General features: G+C 40.7%; 20 protein-coding genes and 1 other RNA gene. 3 read left to right on the top strand and 18 right to left on the bottom strand.

Annotated elements, in window-relative coordinates:
- The 4 genes from PASHI_RS20910 to PASHI_RS20895 form a co-directional block, all read right to left on the bottom strand.
- Complete coding sequence (locus tag PASHI_RS20910) at nucleotides 1-1176, bottom strand: TniQ family protein (protein ID WP_062566908.1); 1176 nt, start codon at nucleotides 1174-1176, stop codon at nucleotides 1-3.
- 70 nt (nucleotides 1177-1246) lie between these two features.
- Complete coding sequence (locus tag PASHI_RS20905) at nucleotides 1247-2635, bottom strand: nucleotide-binding domain-containing protein (RefSeq protein WP_062566907.1); 1389 nt, start codon at nucleotides 2633-2635, stop codon at nucleotides 1247-1249.
- On the bottom strand, nucleotides 2623-3204 hold the full coding sequence (locus PASHI_RS20900) for a Pycsar system effector family protein (protein ID WP_062566906.1): 582 nt from the start codon (nucleotides 3202-3204) through the stop codon (nucleotides 2623-2625). The genes PASHI_RS20905 and PASHI_RS20900 overlap by 13 nt, the downstream gene beginning before the upstream one ends.
- On the bottom strand, nucleotides 3205-3504 hold the full coding sequence (locus tag PASHI_RS20895) for a helix-turn-helix domain-containing protein (protein ID WP_062566905.1): 300 nt from the start codon (nucleotides 3502-3504) through the stop codon (nucleotides 3205-3207).
- 141 nt (nucleotides 3505-3645) lie between these two features.
- On the opposite strand from PASHI_RS20895, the gene PASHI_RS20890 reads away from it, so the two are divergent.
- Nucleotides 3646-4737 carry a hypothetical protein gene (locus tag PASHI_RS20890; protein WP_062566904.1) on the top strand — a complete coding sequence of 364 codons (1092 nt, stop codon included), beginning with the start codon at nucleotides 3646-3648 and terminating at the stop codon, nucleotides 4735-4737.
- A gap of 124 nt (nucleotides 4738-4861) precedes the next feature.
- Here the strand turns inward: PASHI_RS20890 and PASHI_RS20885 are convergent, their stop codons facing one another.
- The 7 genes from PASHI_RS20885 to PASHI_RS20855 all read right to left on the bottom strand — a co-directional run bounded on the left by PASHI_RS20885 (nucleotide 4862) and on the right by PASHI_RS20855 (nucleotide 12837).
- Nucleotides 4862-6235 (bottom strand): UvrD-helicase domain-containing protein, encoded by a 1374-nt coding sequence (locus PASHI_RS20885; protein WP_062566903.1) that lies wholly within the window; start codon nucleotides 6233-6235, stop codon nucleotides 4862-4864.
- Nucleotides 6232-7926: an ATP-dependent nuclease gene (locus tag PASHI_RS20880; RefSeq protein ID WP_062566902.1), complete on the bottom strand. Its 1695-nt coding sequence runs from the start codon at nucleotides 7924-7926 to the stop codon at nucleotides 6232-6234. The genes PASHI_RS20885 and PASHI_RS20880 overlap by 4 nt, the downstream gene beginning before the upstream one ends.
- 216 nt (nucleotides 7927-8142) lie before the next feature.
- Nucleotides 8143-9144, bottom strand: a complete 1002-nt coding sequence (locus tag PASHI_RS20875) for a TniB family NTP-binding protein (RefSeq protein ID WP_062566901.1) — start codon at nucleotides 9142-9144, stop codon at nucleotides 8143-8145.
- Between the two features lie 2 nt (nucleotides 9145-9146).
- Nucleotides 9147-10988, bottom strand: coding sequence for a Mu transposase C-terminal domain-containing protein (locus PASHI_RS20870; protein ID WP_062566900.1), 1842 nt, complete (start codon nucleotides 10986-10988; stop codon nucleotides 9147-9149).
- On the bottom strand, nucleotides 10978-11607 hold the full coding sequence (locus PASHI_RS20865) for a TnsA endonuclease N-terminal domain-containing protein (RefSeq protein WP_062566899.1): 630 nt from the start codon (nucleotides 11605-11607) through the stop codon (nucleotides 10978-10980). The genes PASHI_RS20870 and PASHI_RS20865 overlap by 11 nt, the downstream gene beginning before the upstream one ends.
- A gap of 133 nt (nucleotides 11608-11740) precedes the next feature.
- An RNA gene (gene ffs / locus PASHI_RS20860) (signal recognition particle sRNA small type) lies at nucleotides 11741-11837 on the bottom strand.
- A 136-nt stretch (nucleotides 11838-11973) separates the two neighbouring features.
- Nucleotides 11974-12837: a DUF3014 domain-containing protein gene (locus PASHI_RS20855; RefSeq protein ID WP_062566898.1), complete on the bottom strand. Its 864-nt coding sequence runs from the start codon at nucleotides 12835-12837 to the stop codon at nucleotides 11974-11976.
- Between the two features lie 134 nt (nucleotides 12838-12971).
- Here PASHI_RS20855 and PASHI_RS20850 point away from each other — a divergent pair, with 134 nt between their 5' ends.
- The gene (locus PASHI_RS20850) at nucleotides 12972-14117 is read left to right on the top strand and encodes a patatin-like phospholipase family protein (RefSeq protein ID WP_062566897.1); all 1146 of its coding nucleotides are present in this window, start codon (nucleotides 12972-12974) and stop codon (nucleotides 14115-14117) included.
- Between the two features lie 7 nt (nucleotides 14118-14124).
- Here PASHI_RS20850 and PASHI_RS20845 read toward each other — a convergent pair whose 3' ends face one another.
- The gene (locus PASHI_RS20845) at nucleotides 14125-16098 is read right to left on the bottom strand and encodes a monovalent cation:proton antiporter family protein (protein ID WP_062566896.1); all 1974 of its coding nucleotides are present in this window, start codon (nucleotides 16096-16098) and stop codon (nucleotides 14125-14127) included.
- A 139-nt stretch (nucleotides 16099-16237) separates the two neighbouring features.
- Between PASHI_RS20845 and PASHI_RS20840 the strand changes: the two genes are divergently transcribed.
- On the top strand, nucleotides 16238-17134 hold the full coding sequence (locus PASHI_RS20840; RefSeq protein ID WP_054562029.1) for a GGDEF domain-containing protein: 897 nt from the start codon (nucleotides 16238-16240) through the stop codon (nucleotides 17132-17134).
- 25 nt (nucleotides 17135-17159) lie between these two features.
- Here PASHI_RS20840 and PASHI_RS20835 read toward each other — a convergent pair whose 3' ends face one another.
- The 6 genes from PASHI_RS20835 to lpxB form a co-directional block, all read right to left on the bottom strand.
- The gene (locus tag PASHI_RS20835) at nucleotides 17160-17504 is read right to left on the bottom strand and encodes a hypothetical protein (protein WP_062566895.1); all 345 of its coding nucleotides are present in this window, start codon (nucleotides 17502-17504) and stop codon (nucleotides 17160-17162) included.
- On the bottom strand, nucleotides 17497-18807 hold the full coding sequence (gene tilS / locus PASHI_RS20830) for a tRNA lysidine(34) synthetase TilS (RefSeq protein WP_062566894.1): 1311 nt from the start codon (nucleotides 18805-18807) through the stop codon (nucleotides 17497-17499). Before tilS ends, PASHI_RS20835 begins: the two co-directional genes overlap by 8 nt.
- A 91-nt stretch (nucleotides 18808-18898) precedes the next feature.
- Entirely contained in the window at nucleotides 18899-19855 is a 957-nt protein-coding gene (gene accA, locus PASHI_RS20825; protein WP_054553102.1) for an acetyl-CoA carboxylase carboxyl transferase subunit alpha, read from the bottom strand.
- A 16-nt stretch (nucleotides 19856-19871) separates the two neighbouring features.
- On the bottom strand, nucleotides 19872-23363 hold the full coding sequence (dnaE, locus tag PASHI_RS20820; protein WP_062566893.1) for a DNA polymerase III subunit alpha: 3492 nt from the start codon (nucleotides 23361-23363) through the stop codon (nucleotides 19872-19874).
- The gene (gene rnhB, locus PASHI_RS20815) at nucleotides 23363-23968 is read right to left on the bottom strand and encodes a ribonuclease HII (protein ID WP_062566892.1); all 606 of its coding nucleotides are present in this window, start codon (nucleotides 23966-23968) and stop codon (nucleotides 23363-23365) included. Before rnhB ends, dnaE begins: the two co-directional genes overlap by 1 nt.
- A complete protein-coding gene (lpxB, locus tag PASHI_RS20810; protein ID WP_062566891.1) occupies nucleotides 23958-25115 on the bottom strand; it encodes a lipid-A-disaccharide synthase in 1158 nt (385 codons plus the stop codon). The genes rnhB and lpxB overlap by 11 nt, the downstream gene beginning before the upstream one ends.
- Nucleotides 25116-25188 lie beyond the last annotated feature (73 nt).

Raw genomic sequence — 25188 nt, 5'->3', positions numbered from 1 at the left:
TTACCACGGCGCTATAAATTGTTTTTTTGTTTGAGGTCTTTCAGCTGCGAATGCTTGCTGTAGCTCGAACACTTGACGTAAATAAAATACATGGCTATCAGCTCTGAGCTGTTCGTGCTTTTTTTGTGGGTAAGCACAGTTTAAAAAGCCTTCTTGATGAAGCCTATAAACCTGCTCTGTGGTGGTGTTTAATAATACTGCGGTATCAAAAGTACAAAGCAGTAAATCAGCAATATTTGGATGTTTAGATTTAGGGTTACTATCAACTAATTCGACAAAGTAATTAATAATCTCATCAAGAACTATGTTTTTACGGTTACTTGTTGCGGCTCTTTGAGCATCACGGATCAAATCGGCATAAACTGAGTTGAGCTTAGTTTTATTAAGAGGGTTAAGTTGTTTGAGCCGCGCATTGTTTGTGAGTAAATCTAATTCAGCCGTAAACCCATCAGGCCAAGTACTAAAGTAATCAACAAAAGCTCGATTAAAGTCTGCATCGCCTACATCAAGTTGTTTAACTTTCGCAAACCACGATATTAACCCCGCAATTTTTTGGCTGTTATTACTTACAAGCGCAGATGCAATTTTAAAGTCTGCATCGTTTAACTGTTCACTACAGGTTAGTTTACAGCTACAACCGCACTCTAAAAGCGCCTCAGAAGCTCTGTAATCAATTAAGTTATGGCATTCACCACATTGTGTAGTCAATTGTGTTTTATGTTTATGGCACGCTTTATAGGGCTTTAAATGCCAATAAAAAGGAATATATGAAGACTCAGACAAGCATTCAATACAAACAGGTATGTTCTCAGTGCGAAGTAGTTCGAGGGGAATAGTCAGTTCATTACGGCTTACTGCTGCTAGGTTGCCAAATTTAAAGTTGCTGCGCCGACATGCAAGCTCAAGAATGTCACCAGCATTAACATCTGCTAATTGGGCTACTAACTTGAGTGCTCTTATTCTAAAGCTACTTGCTTGCCTAGCATGATAAACATCAACCTTGTTTAGCTCTAACGGCAATGCACCTTCGAGCTCATGATCTTGCTCTGCAAGCCATTGCCACAAAATATCAGCAAGCTCACTATAGCCATGGTATGAGTTATTCCTTGCAAGTCTTAGTAAATAGCTTTCAAGCGCCTCATCTGGGAAAGGTTTTGTTTGAACTAAAAAATGCATCGCCAACCTAAACTAAGAAAATCTTAGTTTAGGTTTAGGTTAAATTAATTCGATAGTCAAAATTAAATACTTAATCAATTTCTAAAAGAGGATCACCAATGTAAATTCCAAAGCACTCCTCCCCCAATAAAACTTTTTTATTTTTATCTAAGACAGAAACATACATAAAGTGAAGCCCTAGATAACGCGCATCTTCCCATTGCTTTGCTTTAAAATTACATCCATCAAGAGTCTGAGCTAGGACAAGTGTCTCATGATTACCCGAATTTTCAGCTGCTTCTTTGGCTTCATTACCAGTATTTTTCACTCTAAATTTTACAAAGACTTCAGTGTTTAATTCTTGTTGAGGCAGCTTAAAATTAACTTTAAAGTCTATACCTAAAGACTTCTTTATTACTTCTGCACATGGAAAGTAAGTAAACTTTGTTGGAGCGCTCTTATTATCTTTTAAGCATGCAGTTATTTTTATATTCTCTAAAAAATTGTCTGTTGCAGGGCTTGGTAACAAAGCTACATATTTTTCATGGTTGAGTAAATATTGCTTGTAATTAATTCGATTGCCATCAGCATCTAGATAATTTGGTTCAACAAACTCTTTTTTTACCCTTTCGCCTTTAGATTGAACATGCCTTATTTCCAAAATATCTTCAGGTAAATCTAATAACTCTTTAATTGATTGCCCCAATAGAACTCTATTTTTAGGAGCTCTTTGCTGTAACTTTGCTGCAATATCAACATAGAAAGATGTGGCTGTAACTTCAGAAGCTCCTGAATAACCATACATACCCCATATAACATTTTCTTTTTCGCCATAATCTATACCTATTCGAATGCCAACGTCATCTTCAATACCTTGATCTTCAAAATATGGCTTTACAACTTCATTCATCACTTGAACTATATAAGTACCACAATTAATAGCATCAATAGCAGCATTTCTAGCCTTCTTATTACTTCTAAAAAAAGCAAGTACGGCATCACCCATAATTCTGTGTACATGACCATCAAATGCTTGGATTGTCTCAATAGCAGCCCTGATAATTGCATTTTTGATTAAAAAAACTGTTTCCGCAGAATAAGTCACTCCTAATTTAGTCGAACCTTTAATATCTATAAATAACGAGACATTAAAACCATTTTTTAGTGCATCAGTGTCAGCTAAATAATCAAAATCAGGATGCCCACCTATTTTTGATTCTTTTATCCCCTTTTTACCAAAAGCTTTCCGAATACTCTCTTGTATTCCAAATTGTTGCTCTTGTGGTAGTTGCTTGTTGCTACTTAGGATAGAAGAAGCCGCTTCTAGGCCAGTTTGATAGCTTTCAGAACTCAATGAGTCTAATGAAAAACTATTTCCTTTTTGAACACTTTCAAAAAGCTTAGATGAGCTTCTCTCTCTATCAAAACTTTTCTTTAAAATTTCTTCTACTGACCCGTAGGCTCCTTTTAGCTTTGACATAATGTGATCCCTAATGTGTCTGAAACTATTAATATGAAAAGAATTGATAATAGATACAGATTTGCCTTAGTGGTTTTCGTTGCTCTACCTAAGCTATTAAATTTACTCTTAGTGATGACAGCGACCTCGTGAACTTGTCCTGAAATATCCTCTAAAAAGGCATCCGCATCCGTGCTTTTAAATTTATCTATGTAATCCACTCGATCAGAGTCAGCCACTGAACCAAAAAAGATAACAGAACTAGGTTTATTCGAGCTATCTAGCTTGGGTTTTATGCTATTCATTACAAAGAAAATACTAAGCATACTACACAAGGCTATTAGAACTAGGTTTAAAGAAATAGCCCACAAATAGAATCCTGAATCAGGTAGTAATTCCGAGGCTTTAACTAACAAGCCAGCAAAAACACCAAAGTTAAACGTTGTAATTAGACCGCTTTTAAAATTAATTGTGGCAATGTACGAATCATAGCGTTTAATTATATCCCATAGATCTGATTTATTTGGTTTACCATCACTTGGGTTACCACCACTTTGGTTTTCATTACTAGGTTTACATTTTGTAGACATTTACTTTTCCTTAAGTTTCATTAACAATTCTTTTTGGTCAGTACTACTCAACCTTCCAAGCTCGCAAATTAATTCAGATAAAACATCTTCTTCACAATAAAAGTAAGCGACTGGTACATCTAGCTCTCCAGCGATGCGTTTCATTGTTAAAAAATCAGGAGCGTGTTTGCCCTTTTCGTATTGGTTCATGCGAGCACTTGCCGTGTTTGGCTCCATTCCTAATGCCATACCAAGCTGTTGCTGAGTAAGGCCAACTGCTTTTCTTGCAGATTTTAGGCGTAAAGGTGTGGGAGTTTCCATAAGAACCTTAGCTATAAGTTATATCTTGCTAAGATTCTCTTAGTATCCAACCCACAAGTGTACTAAGGATATTTTAGTTTTTAAATGTACACTTAATTAGTAATGTCTTAAACTATATATTTATGAGTTAAAAGGGATTTTATGCTTGTTTTTGCTAGTGATGCTTCTGGAAAGGTTGTTTCAATAAATAACGTCAAAAATGGTAAAGCATGTAACTGTTTTTGTATCGCATGTAATGACCCTTTAATTGCACGCAATGGAGGGAAAATAAAAGCACACTCATTTGCGCACACCTCAAAGCCTGAGAAACGATCCTGCTTAATGACAGCTCTACACAGGTTTGCGCAAGAATATCTAGTCGCTCAAGAACAAATATTACTTCCTTCCGTTAAATGTAAACACATGAGTAAAACCAAAGTACGACCTCCAAAACTCGTCAAAATACTACGAGGCTCGGTAGAGTCGCCGTTAGATAGATACAAAATGGATGTTGAACTGGAAACATCGCTGGGAAGAATATTCATTGAAGTTAAAGTCACTGCTGAATGTAGCGATGAGAAAGTAAGTTTTCTAAAAAACAATAAAGTACCAACATTAGAAGTCGACCTATCTCAATTCATTGAGCAGCCCATAGAAACTGTCATTGATGCACTTCGTAATATAGAGCTTTACTCAAATTGGATTTATAGCTGGTGTGATGATGCACTCAAAAATGAGATAGAAAAAGAGATAGAAGCTGAACGGATCGCTGCCCAACGAGCATTAGAGCAAGAAGTTGAACGTAGAAAGAAAGTAACCAAGCAAGCAATTAATAACTTAACTAGAAATAACACTATTGGTTTACCCGCAAAAGAGCTGCCATTTACCACATTTATCGGGGCCAGAGAGTACAAATTACAAGCGAAAGTGCTCAATGCTGAATCTTGGAGCTTCAACCACTTCAATGTAATTATAGACACTAATGAGTATATATTGGCGACGTGTCAAATACTGAGCAAAAAAGGAAAAGAAGGTAATAAGCTATACATACTCTTCCCATTTAGTGACAATGCGTTACGTAATTTTAAGCCAGTGCCTAACTCTGCGGTACTTTGCAGGTTGTTTAGAAAAGGAAGCTACCCTTATAAGTGGTTATCATTTCCTGAGCCTAGCTCTCATAAGTTACAACAAGCTCAACTAAAAGCAAAGCTAGTGAAAAGAGCGTCTCTCGAGTATTTTGAGAGTTATTCATAAATTGTAAAGAACCATCTGAAAACGATTAGATGAATTGATTTGAACTTCGCCTGACAGGCTCAAATGAGTGATCGACGACCGGTAGCTCTAACACTCGTCTAGATAAAGTGATTTAGATTGGTGCTTAATCATGATTGACGAATCCCAATGCGCCCAAAGAATCGCGAACTGCATCCATATCATAACCAGCCAAAAGCTCATGATCCAAAGCTAACACTAGCCTTTTTTTCGCTCGGGTAAGGGCTACATAGATTTTTTTCCATTCTTTATTGAAGTGACTAGCTTGGCTAAGTTTTTCTTTTGTTAAATATTTCAGCGTATTGGGGCTTAGTATTAATAAGCAGGTTTCTGCTTCCAACCCTTTAATAGACTCAATACTTTGGACAGTATACTGCACATCATCGTTTTTGAGCTTGTCGCAAAGTTCATATAGCTGAGCTAAGTGAGATTTATCAAAAGTTAATGAGTGTCGAGATCTTAGCCTGCTAATAGCTACTCTAGCTCCGACTTCGGTGACATTACTCATAAAGTCGATAAAAGCAGCTTTCACAAACAGCATTTTGTCTTTCTTGTGATTAGACTCACGAATCATTTCCTCAATGTCTCGTGGAAATGATTGTTTGTGTTTAGACGAAGTTGTATAGCGACCATTCTTTTTTTCGATACAAACAAGTTGTTTTGTAGCTATGTAACCCTCTAGTACCTTGTCGTAGCGTTCATCTGTTGATTCTATAAACATAAGCTCCCCAATCACTTCTGATAACGACTCTTGTTGCTGTTCTTCATAACAGAAGCTATTTGAAACTGCTAGAATTTCTGTGGGTACTCGTCTGGTTTGATTGTTGATCGGTAGTATGGTCGCGTATTCTTTTGGGGCTACTGTTTTGACAAAAGTATCAAGATCTTGGGGGAACTTGATTGCTTGCTTCGGGTCTCCAATCATATACATGTCAATATCGTTGCTACCTAGAACCTCGAAAAAGCGGAGTGCATCTTTATCTAAATCTTGGACTTCGTCGATGAATATCTTATCAAAGCAACTCTTTAGAATAGCCAATAGTCTGCGGACTTTTGCTTTCTTAGCCTTGTTACTGTGCTTGCTAATTGTTTCATCAACTATTTGTTTGGCAATATTGTATACATTATCAGCATGAATAACATTCATCTTTCTTAGTCGTGCAAAAAGGCTATTTTTGTACTTCGGAGGAGGTAAGCTCATTATTGATGTATCGTTATAGACGTCACCAAGAGTAAATGATGAAAATGGATAGATGATTTCATTCAACAAAAAGCTATGTACTGTCTGTATATAGAGATTCGATGGAATAAAGCCATGTTGTTTGATTATCTCTTGCTCTATCTTTGCTGTTGCAGTATTGGTGTATGTCAGTGCAAATGTCTTTTTGTGACTAGTACAAGCTTTGGTATGGTCTATCAAAGTTTTTGCTAAGCCATAAGTTTTCCCAGCACCTGCACCAGCAATCTGTATTTCTATCATGACAGTTCCCTGATAATCTCAGCGATGTGGGCCGGCAACTTGATATCCAGTGGTTTCTCTTCATCAACCATCGCATCACAGACATCAAGCATTCTTGCTGTTTTACCATCTATCATGTGACCGGAGACTTCGTCTAGGCCGCCATCCATTTTGAATAGACCATTTAGCAAAGCTAAATTATCTTCTGCTTCGACTAAATCAATTTCAAGTGTGTAATTTGTCGTTGTTCTAACAGTGACGTTCGCGTGCGCAGTGTCATAAGCATCGTGTCTGGCTTTAGCTGCATCTGAATTATCATAATCACGGATAATACCAATTTTTTTGTTCTGGTTATCTTTGTTCAAGGCGAGCCATATATCTAAGAAAGTGGCGTAACCACGTTGACCGATCGGAATAATATCAATGTCGCTGAGGGCTGGCTGTTTAGACAAATAAGTGCTGATCAGCATTTCTTCAGTCGGCCCCTCTACGAGAATGACTTTGTTTGCGAACAGCAACTTTAGAATGTCGAAATTAGGTCTCTTTCTTAGGTAGTTCACTAGTTTAGTTGGAGTATCGGACAGACTAATAGCTTTCTCACCCGTGAAAGCCAAGACATTAGAGATCTTCAACTTATTGATAATCGATGGGTTATGGGAAGAAATGATAGTTTGTACAAGCGATCCACTTTTACTTGAGCTTTTCTCAATAAAGTCTCTAACTAAACGAAGATTGTTAACGCTCAAGTGTGCTTCTGGTTCTTCTATACAGCATAAGTTAAATGTATCACCACATGACTTGTAGTAAGCAAAAAGAATGAGTATATAGATCAGGTTTCGTTGTCCCAAGCCTTTTTGGTACAGAAATTCATTACCATATCTCAAAGTGATGTTCGATAAAATGTTCTTCAAGTTAGGCAGGTTAGGAGTGCACTCAAGCTGTTTGATAATACTGTCGTAATTCTCAAAGTCTTCATTAGTTCCAATGACTTTATCGAATGTTTCAGTCTTTTCAATAGCACTAAAGAACTCAGAGTAGGCTGTGTTGATCTGACCTTTGTCGTCATCGTCTAGTGTGTTCATAAGCAGCTTTGTGAAGATACTATTAGACTTCATTGAGCTGCTTTCTGAGAAGTCATCTCGCTCGGCATTGATACTATGGACGCTGACATGTTTTAAGTCGCTGTATGCGATAGGCTTTTCGTTGTTCACAGATACTATTTGGTAGTCGTATATCTCAACGGGTAGAGTAAACCAGTTAATATCATCCAAAGTCTTACCAGCGAGTGATTTCTTCACGAGATCAAGTAAGTCCTTGTCACTTTTAGGCTTAAAGTCATATCTGATTTTGTAAGTTTCTTCATCACCCGCAACAATCCACTTAGCCAACAGTGCTGTTTCATAAGCATCTTTCGGATCAGCGAACTCAACGGTTACTGATACTTTAGGGATCTTCTGAAGTTGGTTCTCTTCTGCCTCTTCATTAACTACAGACGTCAAAAAATCAATAACAGCATCTTTGTTAATGTCAGAAACACTCAAACGCTTATGGTTGAAGTCTATTTGGTTGCCGCTTAACGGTAATGAAAGTGCAGTGAAAAAGTTCGTCTTACCAGTATCGTTTTCACCAATGACAACTGTTAGCTGCTGAAGCTGGGCTACAAAAGATCGAAAGTTGCGGTAGTTGTTGATTGTTACCTTTTTGATGTACATAAGAATTTCCATATAAAACATTCAAACGCTAGTACTAATAATGTATCACAGATAATAAACTAAGCTCTGTTTAAGTTTATGTAGTTTTCCATAGGCTCCTTACAGCTTCTTATTTGCTAAATGCAAACTAGTATGTGAATTAAAGCTATTAATTTTTAATGTCATCCTATTTAAACAAGCTAAAGTTAAACATTAATGCTTTTACATCTTCGCAGCTCACTTCTTCAACAACTGACTAATAGGCATTCGATCAGTAAACTTAGTCGCTATAAACGGGTCTTCGTCTTGGTCGCTTTCAGGTTTGTATAGTGAATAGCGCTCGACTTCACTGGCTGTGATTTCTGAAACGGGCAAGGTAAATAAGTTTGATACATCAGGAAACAGTACTTCAAATGCTTTAACTAAATGCTGGGCTGTGAGGGTTTTCGCGTTGTCTATTAATGCGTAAAGTACGGCATCATCTAAAAAGTATTTGAGTGTTCTAAAACAGCCTTTTGATAATGAGAACAAAGCAAATACTGTTGCTTGCTCACTTAAATTTGGCTTTTCGGTAAATGGCATGCGGTTGGCTAGGCCAATTATTAGTTGTACAAAATGCTTTGGATTTTCTGATAACTTAAAATAAGGCAGCTGCCGCCTCACTAATAAACGCGATGACCACTGCGGCTCGTCTGCTATTTTTTCTGCCCACGGCATTCCTACCAATACAATTGATACACCCGCTTCGTCATTAATATATTTTAATCGATTAGCAATCTCTCGGCGTTTTTTACCTTGGTTGTGCTCAATCAGTTCTTGAAACTCATCAATAATTATAAGCTCTGTGCCACACGTTTTTAGGCACTTTATTAATGATGACGTTAACCTTGTGCCGTTCATTCGTAGTTTTCGCTCTGTGCTGCCTACTTGCCCTAAGTCTTTTAGAAGCTCAGCTAAAGTGGATTCTAGTGTCGGGTTGCTGGGTATGCGGCTTACTAATACAGGATGATTCACCACTCCATTAATAAATTGCGGTAAATGGCGTTCTTTATACTGTTTTATTAGTGCTGTTTTGCCTGTGCCTGTATCGCCATTTAAAAGCATGCAAGGCTTTTCACCTGCTAACCCTTTACCAAGTCTTAACCTGTCGAAATCGTTAAATACAGTGGTTATTATTGGGTATTCAATAAATACATTGCGAAATTCATTTAGCCTTTCTTTTTGTTGATCGGTCAGCATAATCAATACCCATCAAGATCTGAGATAAAGTCATCCCAGCTACCTTCGTCTTCTTTAGGCTTAGTGTCAGCTGGGGTTGGTTCTGCTTGCTTTGTTTCGGGCGTTTTAGCAATGGATTTAACTTGAGTATTATCTATGCCCTGCACCCGAGCAATTGCTTTGGTGCCAGTAACCTTAATTTTTGATCCTACGTTTTTAAGCTGCCGGGCCTCTTCTTTCACTCGCTCATCTATAAATTGCCGCGCCTTGGCAAGCCCCAATAGCTCAACTTTGCCTTGAATATAGTCTTTATGAAACTTAAGATGGATTTTATGCCTGATCAGCGACAAACCCATTGTGTAGCCCTCGGGGTCAATGCTTGGCACTTTTATATAGTGCTCTAGCGCGTCTAAGTAGACGTACAAATACGACAGATCATCTGGGTTTATTTTAACTTTAACCTTTATACTCTTTTTGGAGCTGTACTGCTTACGGTATAAAGAGAGTTCGTCACTGTCGTAGTTAATATGTAGATTCTTAATCCCCCCCTTGCGCAATGTTTTCTCTTTAGCCATGCACATAACAACATCAAGCTTGTCTATATCTTGTTCTGTTAGTTGAGCTGGAGGCAGTAAAGCAAACCCCTTGTTCCAGTCTTCATAGGGGATGTACCGAAATCTCGCATCAGGGGTCTTGTGATATACATCAACAATCCACTTATGAAACAACATCGTAAAGGTGCCAAAACGCAATATGGCATCCTTTTTCGGGTTATAATCGTGCCTTGCGAGCATGTTAGAGAATGTTTTACCGGGAAATGATGAAAGCATCATTTCGTTAATGGTTTTAAAAAACTGCTCAACGAAGGGCTTAAGCCAAGGTTTGCCAACTGGGTTATAACTAATATTTATTCCGACCTCTTCACACGCAAGCTCTAACGACTGGCACCAAAATTCAGCACCATTATCAACCACTAAAGTTTCTATTTTTCCACAACATAGCCATTCATTTACGATTTCTGGATAAATACTTTTAAGATAGCTTTTTGGCTTCATCGCATGACTGATAGCTCTGCGCACAGCATCATAGCATGGGCTCTGAAAACCAAGATAGAAACCAACAACGCAGTGGCTATAAACATCAATGAGCAAGGTTAAGGTTGGTCTCCCCAGTGGCACATCAAGCTCATCGTCCAATAGAATGAGATCCAGTGGTGTATGGTCTATTTCAACACGTTCAAGCACTCTAGTGGGTCTTTTATGGCTCATCACTTTACTATATTCAATATCGGCTAAGCGTTTACCATAGCGTTCAAGCATCACCTCATACTGAGGTAGATTATCAATGCGGTTTTTAAACGCTTTATAGGTGAGTGGTTTTAGTGGCTCACCTAGCACCTTGTCATTTTCTAAAACAATTTGGTCGCAATAAAAACGGTGTGCAGATGCAACATTTGGGATCTCTTTCGTAAGGTAACGAGTAAGAGCAAGTTCAAAAAATTTGTCTGTATCGGTGCGAGGTTTGCGGTTGCCCTTGCGGTGATACTTTGGGATCAAAGCATGAATGTCTTCTTCAGCTTTAATATAGCCCGAGTGCCAACCAGCAACCGTGCGCCACTTTGGTTTTTCTTGTCCTTGAAATTCAGGCATTTCAGCAAGTAGTGGCACTAAGTTTTTTTGTGTCCAACCACCAATTAAACGCTGTTTAAGCCACTTGACGTATTTAAGTCGAGCAAGTGTAGCTTCCTGCACTTCCTTGGGTAGTGATTCTAAATCACGATCTTGATATTTATGCTCTTCCGGTTTAGCGGTCTCAGCTAACTTTTGCGGTGCTTCTTCAAAGCTAAACTCGTCTTCAAACTTCATCAGCCCAAATCACCGACTCTAAAGTAAGTTCTGTGTTTAAGTCTGAATTAACACTGCCTAGAGACAATAAACGATATACAGAGGCAAGTACTTCACCAATGGAGGCTTTCAGGGTCCTCACCAAATCTTGAATAGTCAGTTTTCGCCACTGGCTGAGTAACTGAATAATGGAAAGCTGAAGGTCGGTTAAAGACTGAAATCCCGAATAACGATGGAGCAGCTTTAAATTGTCTAAGGCGGGATAAACACAAATTTGCTTGTCGGTGACTAATATTAGTTCAATGCCTATTTGTTCTTTGGCAATCAACTGTTTTTGCGCAAAACGTGCTCTAAATTCAGGGTTCGCTATTTTACTGTAAGGCTTAATTTCAATAAATTTTTGCGAGTTCTCATCATGCGTAATCAAAAAGTCAGGCGTGTAACGGCAAATTCTACCCTCAAACTCATATTCAAACCCTAGCGGTTGTGCTTCAAAGGTTTTAATTTCACGAGAGTATTCAAAGTGAAAGCATGCATCGAATTCTAAAGATGACTCAACTAAACAAGTAGCATTAATCTTTTGACTTGCAAACTTATAGAGATTCTTGACTCTGGAGTGCTTTAGTTTACGCCTTATCATAATCATCACCAACGATGTGAGATGATCTAAAATTAGACTATGCAGGATTATTATTCAAATTTTATGCAGGGTTTTGATACAAATTTGCAGACTTATACTTCAAACAACACCCAAAGAAGATTTTGGGTGGCAGTCTTACCAGCCGCATCTCGGCACACACGTCACACGCTGTGGCTGCTCCCTTCCGGGCCTGACCAGGTTCACCTGCTAGTGTTGCGAGAGGACCAATAAGACTACCATTGAGGGCCTTGTTTGGCGCGGGAGGGATTATCTCTACTTTTAGCCTGTTATTCAAGGGGTATTCGAAAAAGAAAGTGCGATTGCATACTTGGTATACAATCGCACTGTAATTAAGGGGGTTATCGCTTACTTTTCAAGTTTAGCTTTAATGTTGCGTAATGCAGCTTTCACTTTTTTCATATTTTCTGGGCCCATACGCAGTAATTGTTTTTGCGCATCAGGTAGGTTTTCCCACTCAGAGTAAGCATATTGATACGTAACTGAGTTGCGAACAAGTGGCATATCACCTTTTGGCTCTGGCGTATCAAGCAGTACGTCAATTGCCTCTTCTAGCGTGCCAGTGAATGCATCACCTTCGTAGCCAATTTCTGCATAAGCTTCGTTGATAAGTGGTTTGTATTCATCGTACATACGAATAACTTGAGCAGCGCTAAGGCTGGTAAATAATTTTACGTACGGCGTATAGCGCTCATAGCTATTTGGGTCGATTGTTAAAATGTCGCCCTCAATAACTTTAAACGACTCTTTAGGACGCTCAACAGGTGCATGGCTTAATGCCACTTTACCTTTTGCGATGTTATCAACATACACAACACCACGACGAATAAGGTCATCGGTCACCATTAAGCTCATCACTTGGTCACTTAGTAACTCATCCATACGAGCAACAACCACTTCATCGCTTTCATTTAACGTTGGTAGTGGCTCAACTTCTGGAACTGGCTCTGGAGTGCGCTCTGGTGCAGTATCGACTACAACTGGTTCTGGCTCAGGCTCTGTCACTGCAGGTTCTGGTTCAGGCTCTTGATACTCAACAACTGGCGCTTCTTCTGCAACAATGTCTTCAACAACTTGTACTGGTTTATCTTCAGGCTTCAATAAAATAAACGCTGCCACACCAGCAACAAGAATAAGCACAACCACCGCAAAAATCAGGTTGTTATTTGATGAACCCTTTTGTACTTCAGGTTCTGACGAATGCTCTGACATAGACACTCCCTTAAAAATAAAACAGATAAAAATACGAAAAAACCATTTAGCCTTGAGCTAATCTTTGCTTCTTCTAGCTTAAAGACTTACAGTTGATAAATAAAGTAAAGACGCACAACTATTTAAATGCAACCATGAGCAGTAAGTTAAAAAAAACACAACACTCTAAAATCGCTTTATTACTAACAGGTGGTGGCGCGCGAGCGGCTTATCAAGTTGGTGTGCTTAAAGCGATAACGCAAAGCATGCCTCGTACAGCCCCACTGCCCTTTACTATTATTAATGGGACATCAGCTGGCGCAATTAATTCCGCAGCGTTAGCATGTTATGCATCCTGTGCGCATTTAGCATGCAAAAAACTTGAATGGGTGTGGAAGAATTTTTCGACTTCTCAGGTTTATAAAAGCGACTTTTTAAGTGTGTTTTTGCATATTACTCGCAACATGCTTACGAGTTTTCAATCTGAACATATTAATCACCCACCAGCGAGTTTACTGAACAATAAACCGCTGAGAAAACTGTTGCACGAAATACTCGATTTATCGCGTATCGAACGGAATTTACATAAAAACTACCTAGATGCAGTATCAATTACTGCTTCGAGCTATACAACGGGTGACTCTGTAGCATTTTTTCAGTCACTGACACAAAAGCCGTGGCGCAGAGCAAAGCGTGAAGGGCAAGCAACCCGCATTAATGTTGAGCACTTAATGGCATCGAGCGCTATTCCGATGGTGTTCCCGAGCGTGAATGTTTATAACCACTATTTTGGCGACGGCTCTATTCACCAACTTTCGCCACTGAGTCCGTCGGTTCACTTAGGTGCTGAAAAAATCTTTATTATTGGTGTTGATGAACCAAAAGAATTGCACCCACCGGGTTACCAGCCTCATTACCCGGGCCTTTCTAATATTGCCGGTCACTTACTTGATAGCGTCTTTACCGACACGCTACAGTCTGATTTAGAGCGTTTACAGCGTATCAATCGCACGCTGAGCCTGTTACCTGCCCGCGACAAACACCAAGAGTTAAAACAAATCGAAACTTGCGTGATCAACCCATCGCAAAACTTTAATGCAATCGCAGCTCAGTTTTATGATGACATGCCTATGGCAATCAAACTGTTACTACGCATGATAGGCGTGAAGAAACGCTCGCAATCAAGTTTAACGAGCTACTTACTGTTTGAAAAACGTTATACCCAAAAGCTCATTGAAATTGGCTACCAAGATGGCCTTAAAAAGCTACCTGAAATTCGTAAATTCTTAGAGCTGAAGTAGCTAAAAGCTACTCCATACCATCGAGTAAAAACCTTTCTACCCGCTCTACTCGGCGAGGCTTGCCTTGCAACACTAAAATATCGCCTGCCAATAAAATGGTTTGTGATGAAGGTGCGTCAATTTCTCGGTCTTGTCGGCGCAGCGCTCTAACCGACACACGGCGCTGCTCAAGTTTAAGCTCACTAATTTTCTGATTAACCGCATAAGCGTGTTCTGGCAGAGCTATAACATGTAAATACTCAAGCCTATCTGAACTTGCCTCTTCGCCATCGAGTTTATCGCCAGTGAAAAAGCCATTTAAAAACTTATAACGATTACGCCGCTCTTTACTTACTCGGCGTATGATCCGTGTCATCGGCACGCCAGACATATAAAGCACATGCGAAACCAACATTAGGCTTGCTTCGAGTGTTTCAGGCACTACCTCAGTAACACCAAGCTCTTTAAGCGTTTCCATTTCGGTATCATCGCGCATCCGTACCAGTATTTTCACGTCAGGAGCTATTTGCTTGATGGCATCAACGACTATTTGTGTTTGCTCAAAATCAGTAAAAGTAATAATGACTAGCCTTGCCCGCTCTACACCCGCTGATTTTAAAATATCTTTTTGATTTACATGGCCAAAAATAACTGGCTCACCAGCCGCTTTTGCTTCTTGCAATAAGATGGGGTTGCTCTCAACCGCTACGTATTCAATAGCTTCTGGTTTTAAAAAACGCGCAACGGTTTGCCCAACACGAGAAAAGCCACAGATCACAATATGATTTTGATACAAGGGGCTACTTGTCGCAGGCTGCTGCCAGTATTGCCCTGCATGGCTTAAAAGGCCAAGTTTTTTAAGAATAAGCGGTGTTTTTTCAATAAGGTAAGGCGTTAACGCCATTGAAAGCACGCCAACTGCTATTAAAAACGAAGCTTGCTCTGAGCTTATCAGCAAGTGCTGCGAAGCAAGTGCAATTAACACAAAGCCAAATTCCCCCATTTGCCAAAGCATAATGCCCGCCGAAACCGCATCTTGCTTACGCTCCCCCATCACTTGCGCAGAAATAGCGAGCACCGCAATTTTAAATAGCAATAAACCAATTAATACCGCGATGATCCAGTACCAACTATTAAGTACATAGAGCACATCTAACTGCATACCGACGGTAACAAAAAAGAGCCCCATTAATATATCGCGAAACGGTCTAATATCGGCTTCTAGTTGGTGACGATAATGGCTTTCTCCTAACATCATGCCGGCTAAAAAGGCGCCTAACGCCATCGATAAACCAAATAGGTAAGTCAGGCCTGCGGCAAACAAGGCAACCAATAAAGTCGTTAGCATGAATAGCTCATCGGTTCTTACCAGCGCTATTTCACTAAACACTTTAGGCAAAATCCATTTACCTATGCCGAACAATAAAATACACACTAAAGCGCCTTTAGTGAGTGCAAAAGCCAATGCTCCAGCAATTTCTTCAGAGCCACTTTGTGCTAGTAAAGGGTAAACAATGAGTAGAGGGACAACGGCAATATCTTGAAATAGCAACACCCCTATTGCCAACTGGCCGCGGCGCTGGTTTAAATCTCCAGACTCTTTAAGTAACTTAACCACCACCGCCGTTGAAGACAGCGCCATTAAACTGGCAATGGTAAAGCTATTTAAAAGGCTGTGCTCTAACAGCAGTAAAATCAGCATAAATACAATGCTGGTCACCACGACCTGCAAGGAGCCAAGGCCAAAAACAATATTTCGCATTGCCATTAAACGCGGCAACGAAAACTCAAGCCCTAAGCTAAACAGTAAAAATACAATGCCAAGTTCGGCAACAAAGTGCATTTCGTGGCTTTGCGCCATCCAGCCAATACCATGACTCCCCGCCAACACGCCGGTGGCAAGATAAGCAAGAATAGGTGGTAAACCAATTCGTTTGAAGAACCAAACAAATAATACGGCAGCGACTAGCAAGCCAAACACTTGAATCAGCACATTTTGCAAGCAATAAACTCCCTTCTACTTGATGATAAAGCTGTACCCTACCTTAAATATAGCAACCATCTGTTTTTCAGCCAGTTTAAAAATGTGGCACAAATCTCGCTAAGTATGAGTATCTAAACACTCCGGGGGGAGAATTATCATGGAAAATGTCCATATTTTGACGCAGCGGGTGTCTGCGCGAGGCGAGTTTCTGCCGTTTTCGGCAGAGCATTACCGAATAAATGAAACAAATAGTCCACACGATTTAGTCGCAAGGTTACAAACTACGTTATCAATCGAAGAGATTTTGACAATTTTTGCCGAACACGCAAAACAACTGATCAATTTATCTGGATTACAGTTCCAATCTGCACTCGGAGTGTCACAAAGTGCTGGCAGCGATACCAGTCAAACACCGTACTCTTTTGATTTAGATATCGAAAGTGAACGCTTAGGGCAGTTAATTTATTTTAGTCAGTTCCCTATGGGTAAAGCGATTGAAGCAAAATTAAAGCAGCTTCATACAGCACTCGTTTACCCATTACGTAATGCGCTTATGTACACCCGCGTATTACGTTTAGCGACTAAAGATGCTTTAACAGGCTTAAATAATCGTAGTCAATTTAATGACAGCTTGGCACAAAAGCTAGAACGTTGCCGCCGTCAGCATCGTCCATTTAGTTTAATGCTGCTTGATTTAGATAACTTTAAACAAGTTAACGATAACTTTGGTCATAAAATTGGCGATGATGTACTGCAAGAATTTGCTAATGTATTACGCACTAGTGTGCGCGGCACTGACTCTATTTTCCGCTTTGGTGGAGATGAATTTGCATTATTAATCGACGACCCTGAATTTACCACTAATAAAGTGATTGCTGATCGCATTATGAGTTTGGTTGCTAGCTCAGGGTTGATGGCTCAATATGATGTAACATCAAGCATTGGTTATACACTCGCCAATAACCAAGACTGCGAAAACGAAGTGTTTGCCCGTGCTGACAAAGGTCTTTATAAGGCAAAAGCTGCAGGAAGAAACTGCGCAAGAGCTTACTAATTGAGTAAAAGCCTAGCATCCCCCGCTAGGCTTTTTTGTTTATAAATTTATAACCAAGTAATACTAACCAAAAACCAGCGAAGAAGCCGCTTAATAAGTAAAGCAAGGCAGCCATGGTGGTAAGGGGCGATACCATCACTAAAGCCAGCGGCGTAAGAACGCCCAGAATAAAGAAAATACCGCCTTTGCCTGACCAGTAACCTAGCAGCAATAATGAGCAAACTAAGCCGCCAGCTAGTGCATAAAAAAGTGTATTTATTGTCAGCTCTGCATAAGCAAAACCAGCAATTACAGCCACTAGCACCGACAACGCAAAGCCAAGTGGTGCCTTATTAACTAGTGATAAACCAACATGTGGTTGTTCACTCATAGATTGTCTCCCAAAGAATTCCATCTTCAACACTGTGCTGCTCACTAATAAAGTAGCCAACTACCTGCACAAGTTGATCGTTATAAAAAATAAGTGGTGTCTGCGCACGTAACCAAGGAGCTACTTTGGCATCTTTAAACCAATGCTTTAAAGTATTTTTGCCAGGTTTATGCAACGGTTTTATACGCGCTTGTGGCTTATTAAATTCAACCCTTACTTGCTCATCTGGCTTTGGTTTTCTAATACCCTTGCCCGCTTTCACTATTAGTTTTCGGCCATCTGTCAGTTCAACGCTTTGCAAAGTTATATCCATCGCCTCAGGTATTGCCTGCTCTTTTACAAAGTACCAATGTTGCTGATGCCGACGAACATCGCCGCTTTGCAAACAAATTTTTAACTGGGCATCGGCTTTTGCTGTTAAGCCTTGTTCAATAATTTGCTGTAGCTGATTCTCTGAAGGTAGTTGATGGGTAAACTGATTCAGCCACGCACGTACAAGGTTTGCTTGTCTGGGCTTACTAAACCCCGCTATTGCCTCGCAGCTTAAACCACCCTGTGAATTTTGGCAGTGTGTAAGGTCGTTTTGAGTATATTCATCGAGCAGCGATTGCTGCTTTTGTAACAGCCGAATACTGCGCGCTGCACTTTTTTCAAACCCTTGAAAACGCTCCGTTAAAATCGGCATAACCTGATGACGTAAAAAATTACGGTCAAAGCGTTCATCAATATTTGAGTCATCGGTGATATGGGTAATAGCAAATTCACTGGCAAATTGTTCAATTTGCTCACGAGTGATATTAATCAGCGGTCTAAAACATACACGCCCAGACGCTAATAATCGCGTTTGTGGCATTGATGCTAAGCCTTGCAAGCCAGAACCACGCTTTAAACGAAGTAAGAAGGTCTCAAGTTGATCATTTAAGTGCTGACCAAGCAGTATTACACTACTTGGTATACAGTTTTCGTCGAGTGCTTGGTACCGAGCCTCTCTTGCTTGTGCCTCAAGTGATGTACGCGAACGCTCATAAATTTCAACATGCACCGCTTTAAATGCGACATCGAGCTCTTCACACAGCGATTGGCAAAACCCTTGCCACTCATCAGCATACTTGCTCAAACCATGATTAACATACACAGCTTCAAGTTTAAGTCCTGAGTGTTGCTGTTGAGCTTGCTTCATTAAATGTAACAATACAACAGAATCAACACCGCCAGATAAGGCAACGCTAAAGCTACTTTGCTGAGCGTTCAGCAAAGGCTGCAATTGTGCTAAAAAATGGTGGTATAAATCTGATGTTTGCATTTAAAACCAATGAGTATACAAGCGTCTTTGTTATCGGCATTATAAAACAAAAAAAGCCGCAAAAGCGGCTTTTTTCAATTTTAAGCTGTGTTTAGCAATAGCCAAACGACATTAAACGTTTGTAACGCTGATCAAGCATTTCATCTAGTGAAAGGCCTTGTAAGTCAGCTAGGTCACGCTTAAGTTGGTTTTTAAGGTTACGCGCCATCGCATCGTAATTACGATGTGCGCCACCAAGTGGCTCATCAATTACGTTGTTGATTAAATCAAGCTCTTTAACACGTGCAGCTGTTACACCCATGGCTTCTGCAGCTAATGGTGCCTTGTCTGCACTTTTCCATAAGATTGATGCACAACCTTCTGGTGAAATTACAGAGTAAGTGCTGTATTGCAACATGTTAACGCGGTCGCCCACACCAATTGCTAATGCACCACCAGAACCACCTTCACCGATAACAGTACAGATAGTTGGTACTTTTAACGCGGCCATAACTTTAAGGTTACGCGCAATTGCTTCACTTTGACCACGCTCTTCAGCGCCAACACCTGGGTATGCACCTGGAGTGTCGATAAATGTCATGATTGGCATTTTGAAACGCTCAGCCATTTCCATTAAGCGTAATGCTTTACGGTAACCTTCTGGCTTTGGCATACCAAAGTTGCGTTTAATTTTTTCAGCCGTGTCACGCCCTTTTTGTTGGCCAATAACCATCACTGGTTGACCTTCAAAACGTGCAACACCACCTAAAATAGCTGGGTCGTTAGCAAAAGTACGGTCGCCTGCTAGTTCGTCAAATTCCGTGAAAATGCGCTCGATGTAATCACGAGTATAAGGACGCAACGGATGACGGGCTAACTGAGAAACCTGCCAAGCACCTAATTCAGAGAAAATTTTCTCTTTCATTTCAGCACTTTTCTCTTTTAATCGACTGACTTCCTCTTCTAATCCAAGGTCTAATTCGCCAGCGCGGCTTACATTTTGTAATTCTTCAATTTTTGCTTCTAATTCTGCGATTGGAAGCTCAAAATCAAGATAATTGAGGCTCATGCTCTAAACTACCTAATTAATTAAATTCTAGTTCTACATCTTGCGCCGCCATCAGCGATAACTTGTGAATTAAGTCATCACTCGGCGTAACACACCATTCGGTTCCTAAGGTAATCTCAGCCAACGCATCCGGACGTTGATAGAATACTTTAATAGGACAAGTACCAAACTTATAAGGTTCCAGTACTTTTTGTAAATTATCGAAGAAGTTCGCCTCGATCTGCACCATATTCAAGGTCATTTTAATCGCTTTTATACGTTTTTCTCGCGCCTCAGCAATGGTGCATATGTCTCTAGCGGTCATTGTAATGCCACCAGAGAAGTTATCAAAGCTGACCTGTCCAGATATTACCAAGATATTGTTTACTTGCAGCAAATCTTGGTACATTTCAAACTGTTCTGGGAATAAGCGTACATCAATACGGGCACTCTTGTCATCTAAAGTTACAAGACCCCATCGATTTCCCTTTTTGTTTATCAAGGTACGGGCAGAAATCACTAAGCCTGCGGCCGTTGACTGCACATCACGGTTAGTGGGTTGTAAATCGACCAGCCTTCCTGATGTATAATGCTTTAACTCTTTACGATACTGATTAATTGGGTGGCCAGTTAAATACAGCCCTAAAGTTTCTTTCTCACCATCTAGCCACTCATTGTCGGTTAAATCTGTGGCTTTGATAAATGCTTGTTCAACTTCATCTGGCTCTGTGGCAAGTAATCCAAATAAATCTGCCTGCCCTAATGACTCAGCCTTATGATGCTGATCGGCCGCTCGCATGGCATCTTTTAAACTTGCTAATAAGGTTGCACGGCCAGGTTGGGTTTTATCTGGGCCAAGTTGATCAAGCGCTCCGGCATAAATAAGCTTTTCAACAACTCGCTTGTTTAAACGCTTTAAGTCAACACGGGCACAAAAATCAAATAAGTCTTTAAACGGGCCACCTTCGCTACGGGCTTCTAGAATAGCTTCAACAGGCGCCTCACCAACCCCTTTAATGGCACCGATACCGTAAACAATCTCACCTTGTAGATTAACCGTAAACTTGTACTCACCGGCATTTACATCCGGCGGTAACAAGGTCAGTTTCATGTTTTCACATTCATCTACCAAGGTAACAATTTTATCGGTGTTATCCATATCCGCCGACATTACCGCAGCCATAAATTCTGCTGGGTAGTGGGTTTTCATCCACAGCGTTTGGTACGATACTAAGGCATAAGCAGCTGAGTGAGATTTATTAAAACCATAACCTGCGAATTTCTCTACCAAGTCGAAGATTTTCATTGCAAGTTCGCCGTCAACTCCGTTATTAACAGCTCCTTCTTCGAAGGTTGAACGTTGCTTTGCCATCTCCTCTGGCTTTTTCTTACCCATCGCACGACGCAACATGTCAGCGCCACCTAGCGTATAACCAGCCAGTACCTGCGCAATCTGCATTACCTGCTCTTGATAAAGAATGATACCGTAAGTCGGTTCTAGAATGGGTATCAAGCTATCGTGTTGCCACTGCACATCTGGATAAGATAACTCTTCGCGGCCATGCTTACGGTCGATAAAGTTATCTACCATGCCTGATTGCAATGGACCAGGGCGGAATAGTGCTACCAGTGCGATCATATCTTCGAAGCAGTCGGGCTTTAGACGACGAATAAGGTCTTTCATACCACGAGATTCGAGCTGGAATACCGCGGTGGTTTCGGCGCGTAGCAGTAACTCAATACTTGGCTTATCATCAAGTGGAATAGCGTTGATATCAACCGGCTCTTTACCCTCTCGGGCTAAGCGCTCGTTAGTCATATCAAGCGCCCACTGTAAGATGGTGAGTGTTCTTAGACCTAAGAAGTCGAACTTAACTAAACCCGCCGTCTCAACGTCGTTTTTATCAAATTGAGTAACCGGAAATTTACCTTCATCATCACAATAAAGAGCAGCAAAGTCAGTTATAGTGGTTGGTGATATTACAACACCACCAGCGTGTTTACCGGCGTTACGTGTACAGCCTTCGAGGATGCGACACATATCAATAAGCTCTTTGACCTCTTCATCACCGTCGTAGGCTTCTTGTAAACGCGGCTCAACATCAAACGCTTTAGCCAAGGTCATGCCCGGATCGCCCGGTACTAGTTTAGAAATACGATCAACAAAGCCGTAAGGGTGACCAAGTACACGGCCTACGTCACGGATAACCGCTTTTGCAGCCATGGTACCAAAGGTGATGATCTGAGATACCGCGTCACGGCCATAAAGTGCCGCTACGTGATCAATTACCTCATCACGCCTATCCATACAGAAATCGACGTCGAAATCGGGCATTGAGATACGTTCTGGGTTCAAGAAACGTTCGAATAGTAAGTCAAATTCGAGTGGATCGAGATCGGTGATCTTCAGTGCATAAGCAACCAATGAACCAGCACCAGAACCACGCCCTGGACCTACCGGAATATTGTTATCTTTACTCCACTGAATGAACTCCATTACGATCAAGAAGTAACCTGGGAAACCCATTTGGTTGATTACGTCGAGCTCTATTTTCAGACGCTCATCATACTCGCCACGTTTCTCTTTACGCTCTTGCTCATCTGGGAATAAAAACTGTAAACGCTCTTCAAGGCCATCTTCAGAGACCTTAACCAAGAAGTCTTCAATTTTTAGCGAACCGGTTGGGTAATCTGGTAAGAAGTAAGTTCCTAATTGTACGGTCACATTACAACGCTTAGCAATTTCAACGGTGTTTTCTAACGCTTCAGGAATATCGCTAAATAGCTCAGCCATTTGCTCTGCTGTTTTAAGATATTGCTGCTCAGAAAAACGTTTTGGTCTACGTTTATCTTCTAAGGTGTAACCGTCATGGATTGCCACGCGGATTTCATGGGCTTCAAAGTTTTCTGGTTTTAAAAACACCACTTCGTTAGTTGCCACTACAGGTAACTGCTCTTTTGTAGCAAGCTCAACAGCTAGGTGTAAATAGTCTTCTTCTAAAGCACGTTCCGTACGAATAAGCTCAATGTAATAATGATCGCTAAAATGTTGCTTATAAAAACTAACAACCGATTCAATAAGCCCAGGGTTACCCTTTAATAGGGCTTTACCTAAGTCGCCATCTTTAGCGCCAGATAATAAAATTAGGCCATTTTTGTGCTCCACCAGCCATTCACGGTCAACCACTGGGCGGTGAAATAAATGTCCTCGCTGGTATGCTTTAGAGATCAATAAAGTAAGGTTTTTATAACCTTCGTTATCTTTCGCTAAGATGGTAATTCGGCTAGGTTCATCTTCAAATTCAGGGCTTCTTAACCAAAAGTCTGCGCCGACAATAGGTTTAATACCAGCGCCATGGGCAGCGCCATAAAAACGCACCAAACCACATAAGTTCATCTGATCGGTGATAGCCAACGCAGGCATTTGCAGCTCTTCTGCTTTAGCGACAATTGGCTTAGTTTTAGCTAGGCCATCCACCATTGAGAAATCTGAGTGAACACGTAAGTGAACAAATTGTGGCGCAGGCATTACAGTTGCTCTCCTTTTAACGCCAAAATGCGCTGAACAGGTTTAAAGCTTTTACGATGCTCTGCAATAGCACCGTATTGTTCAAGCGCTGCAAAGTGTGCTTTAGTCGGATAGCCTTTATGGCCAGCAAAACCATAGTCAGGGTAACGCTTATCAAGCTCAATCATTTCATCATCACGAGCAACTTTCGCTAAAATAGATGCCGCCGAAATCTCTTCAACTAGGCTATCGCCTTTTACTACCGCCTGTGCTGGTACAGCTAACTGACTAGGCACTCGGTTACCATCAATAAAAACAAACTCAGGCTTTACGCTTAAGCCTTCAACCGCGCGACTCATCGCGAGCATAGTAGCGTGTAAAATGTTTAACTCGTCAATCTCAGTTGGGCTACAACGACCAATAGCATAGCACAGGGCTTTTTCTTTTATTTCTGCGGCTAATAATTGACGTTTTTTGTCTGATAACTTTTTAGAATCAGCTAACCCTGCAATAGGCTTATTTGGGTCAAGTATTACCGCTGCGGTAACAACATCACCCACTAATGGACCACGGCCAACTTCATCTACACCAGCAATATAATTAACATTCGGTCGTTCAATTTGCATTTAGTAACTCCGCGACTGCTGCTGCAGCTTGTTCATTGGCATTTAATCTAATGTCTTTATGTATGGATAAAAAGCGCGCTTTTAGTTCGCTGTTATCAGTATTAAGCATTGGTGTTAGCGCAGCCGATAGGTTTTCAACATTACATTCAGTTTGTAAGTACTCTGGAACGAGTTCTTCATCGGCTAATAAATTAGGCAACGAGAAATACTTAATGTTAAAAGTGAATAAGGTTTTGAAAATCCAGTAACTCAGTGGCTTAATTTTATAACCCACAACCATCGGCTTTTTGTACAGCATACCTTCAAGCGTTGCGGTTCCTGAGGCAAGTAAAATGGCATCAGCGGCTTGCATTGCAAGATTTGACTGACCATCCAATAATTGCAGTTTTAGATCAGGGGCTGTTTTTTCTAAAATTTCACAAAACTGTGCTTTTCGTTTTTCATTGACTAACGGCACCACAATTTTAAGGTCAGGGTTTTGCGCTTGAAGTTTAGCCGCTGTTTCAATGTAGGTTTCGCTTAAAAGCCCTACTTCAGAACCTCGGCTACCTGGTAGTAATGCAAGCACTTTATCTGTTTGTGCTAAACCAAGCTGATTACGAGCCTCGGTTTGGTCGTGCTCAAGGGCAATATCATCAGCCAGAGTATGACCCACAAAGGTACAAGGTACATCGTGCTTATCATAAAAGGCTTTTTCGAACGGTAAAAGTGCCAGCACTAAATTAGTGGCGGCACTGATTTTATGAATACGTTTTTCGCGCCACGCCCACACTGATGGGCTAACATATTGTACTGTTTTAATACCCGCTTCTTTTAGCGGCTTTTCGACACGTAAGTTAAAGTCAGGGGCATCAATACCAATAAATACATCTGGTGGGTTGTCGATAAAATGCTGCACCAATTGTTTGCGTATTTTTAGTAGGCGCGGTAATCGGCCAAGTACTTCAACTAGGCCCATTACAGATAATTCGTCCATATCGAATAATGTTTTACAGCCAGCCGCTTGCATACGCGGGCCTGCAATCCCTTCAAATATGGCATCCGGAAAACGGCGTTTAAGTGCTTTTACTAGCCCTTCACCTAAAATATCACCTGATAACTCACCTGCCACCAAGGCAATACGTAACGGCTTTGTTTGTTCTTTCATTCGTTGATAATTCGCAACTTTTGGCACTAATAAAAACGAGTTTACCGTGTTTTAGCAGTCGGATAAATGTCAC

This window comes from Pseudoalteromonas shioyasakiensis (genome assembly GCF_001550135.1).
GTDB classification, from domain to species: Bacteria; Pseudomonadota; Gammaproteobacteria; order Enterobacterales; family Alteromonadaceae; genus Pseudoalteromonas; species Pseudoalteromonas shioyasakiensis.
The sequence above is the reverse complement of the archived record's forward strand: the minus strand, read 5'-3'. Positions and strand labels throughout refer to the sequence as shown.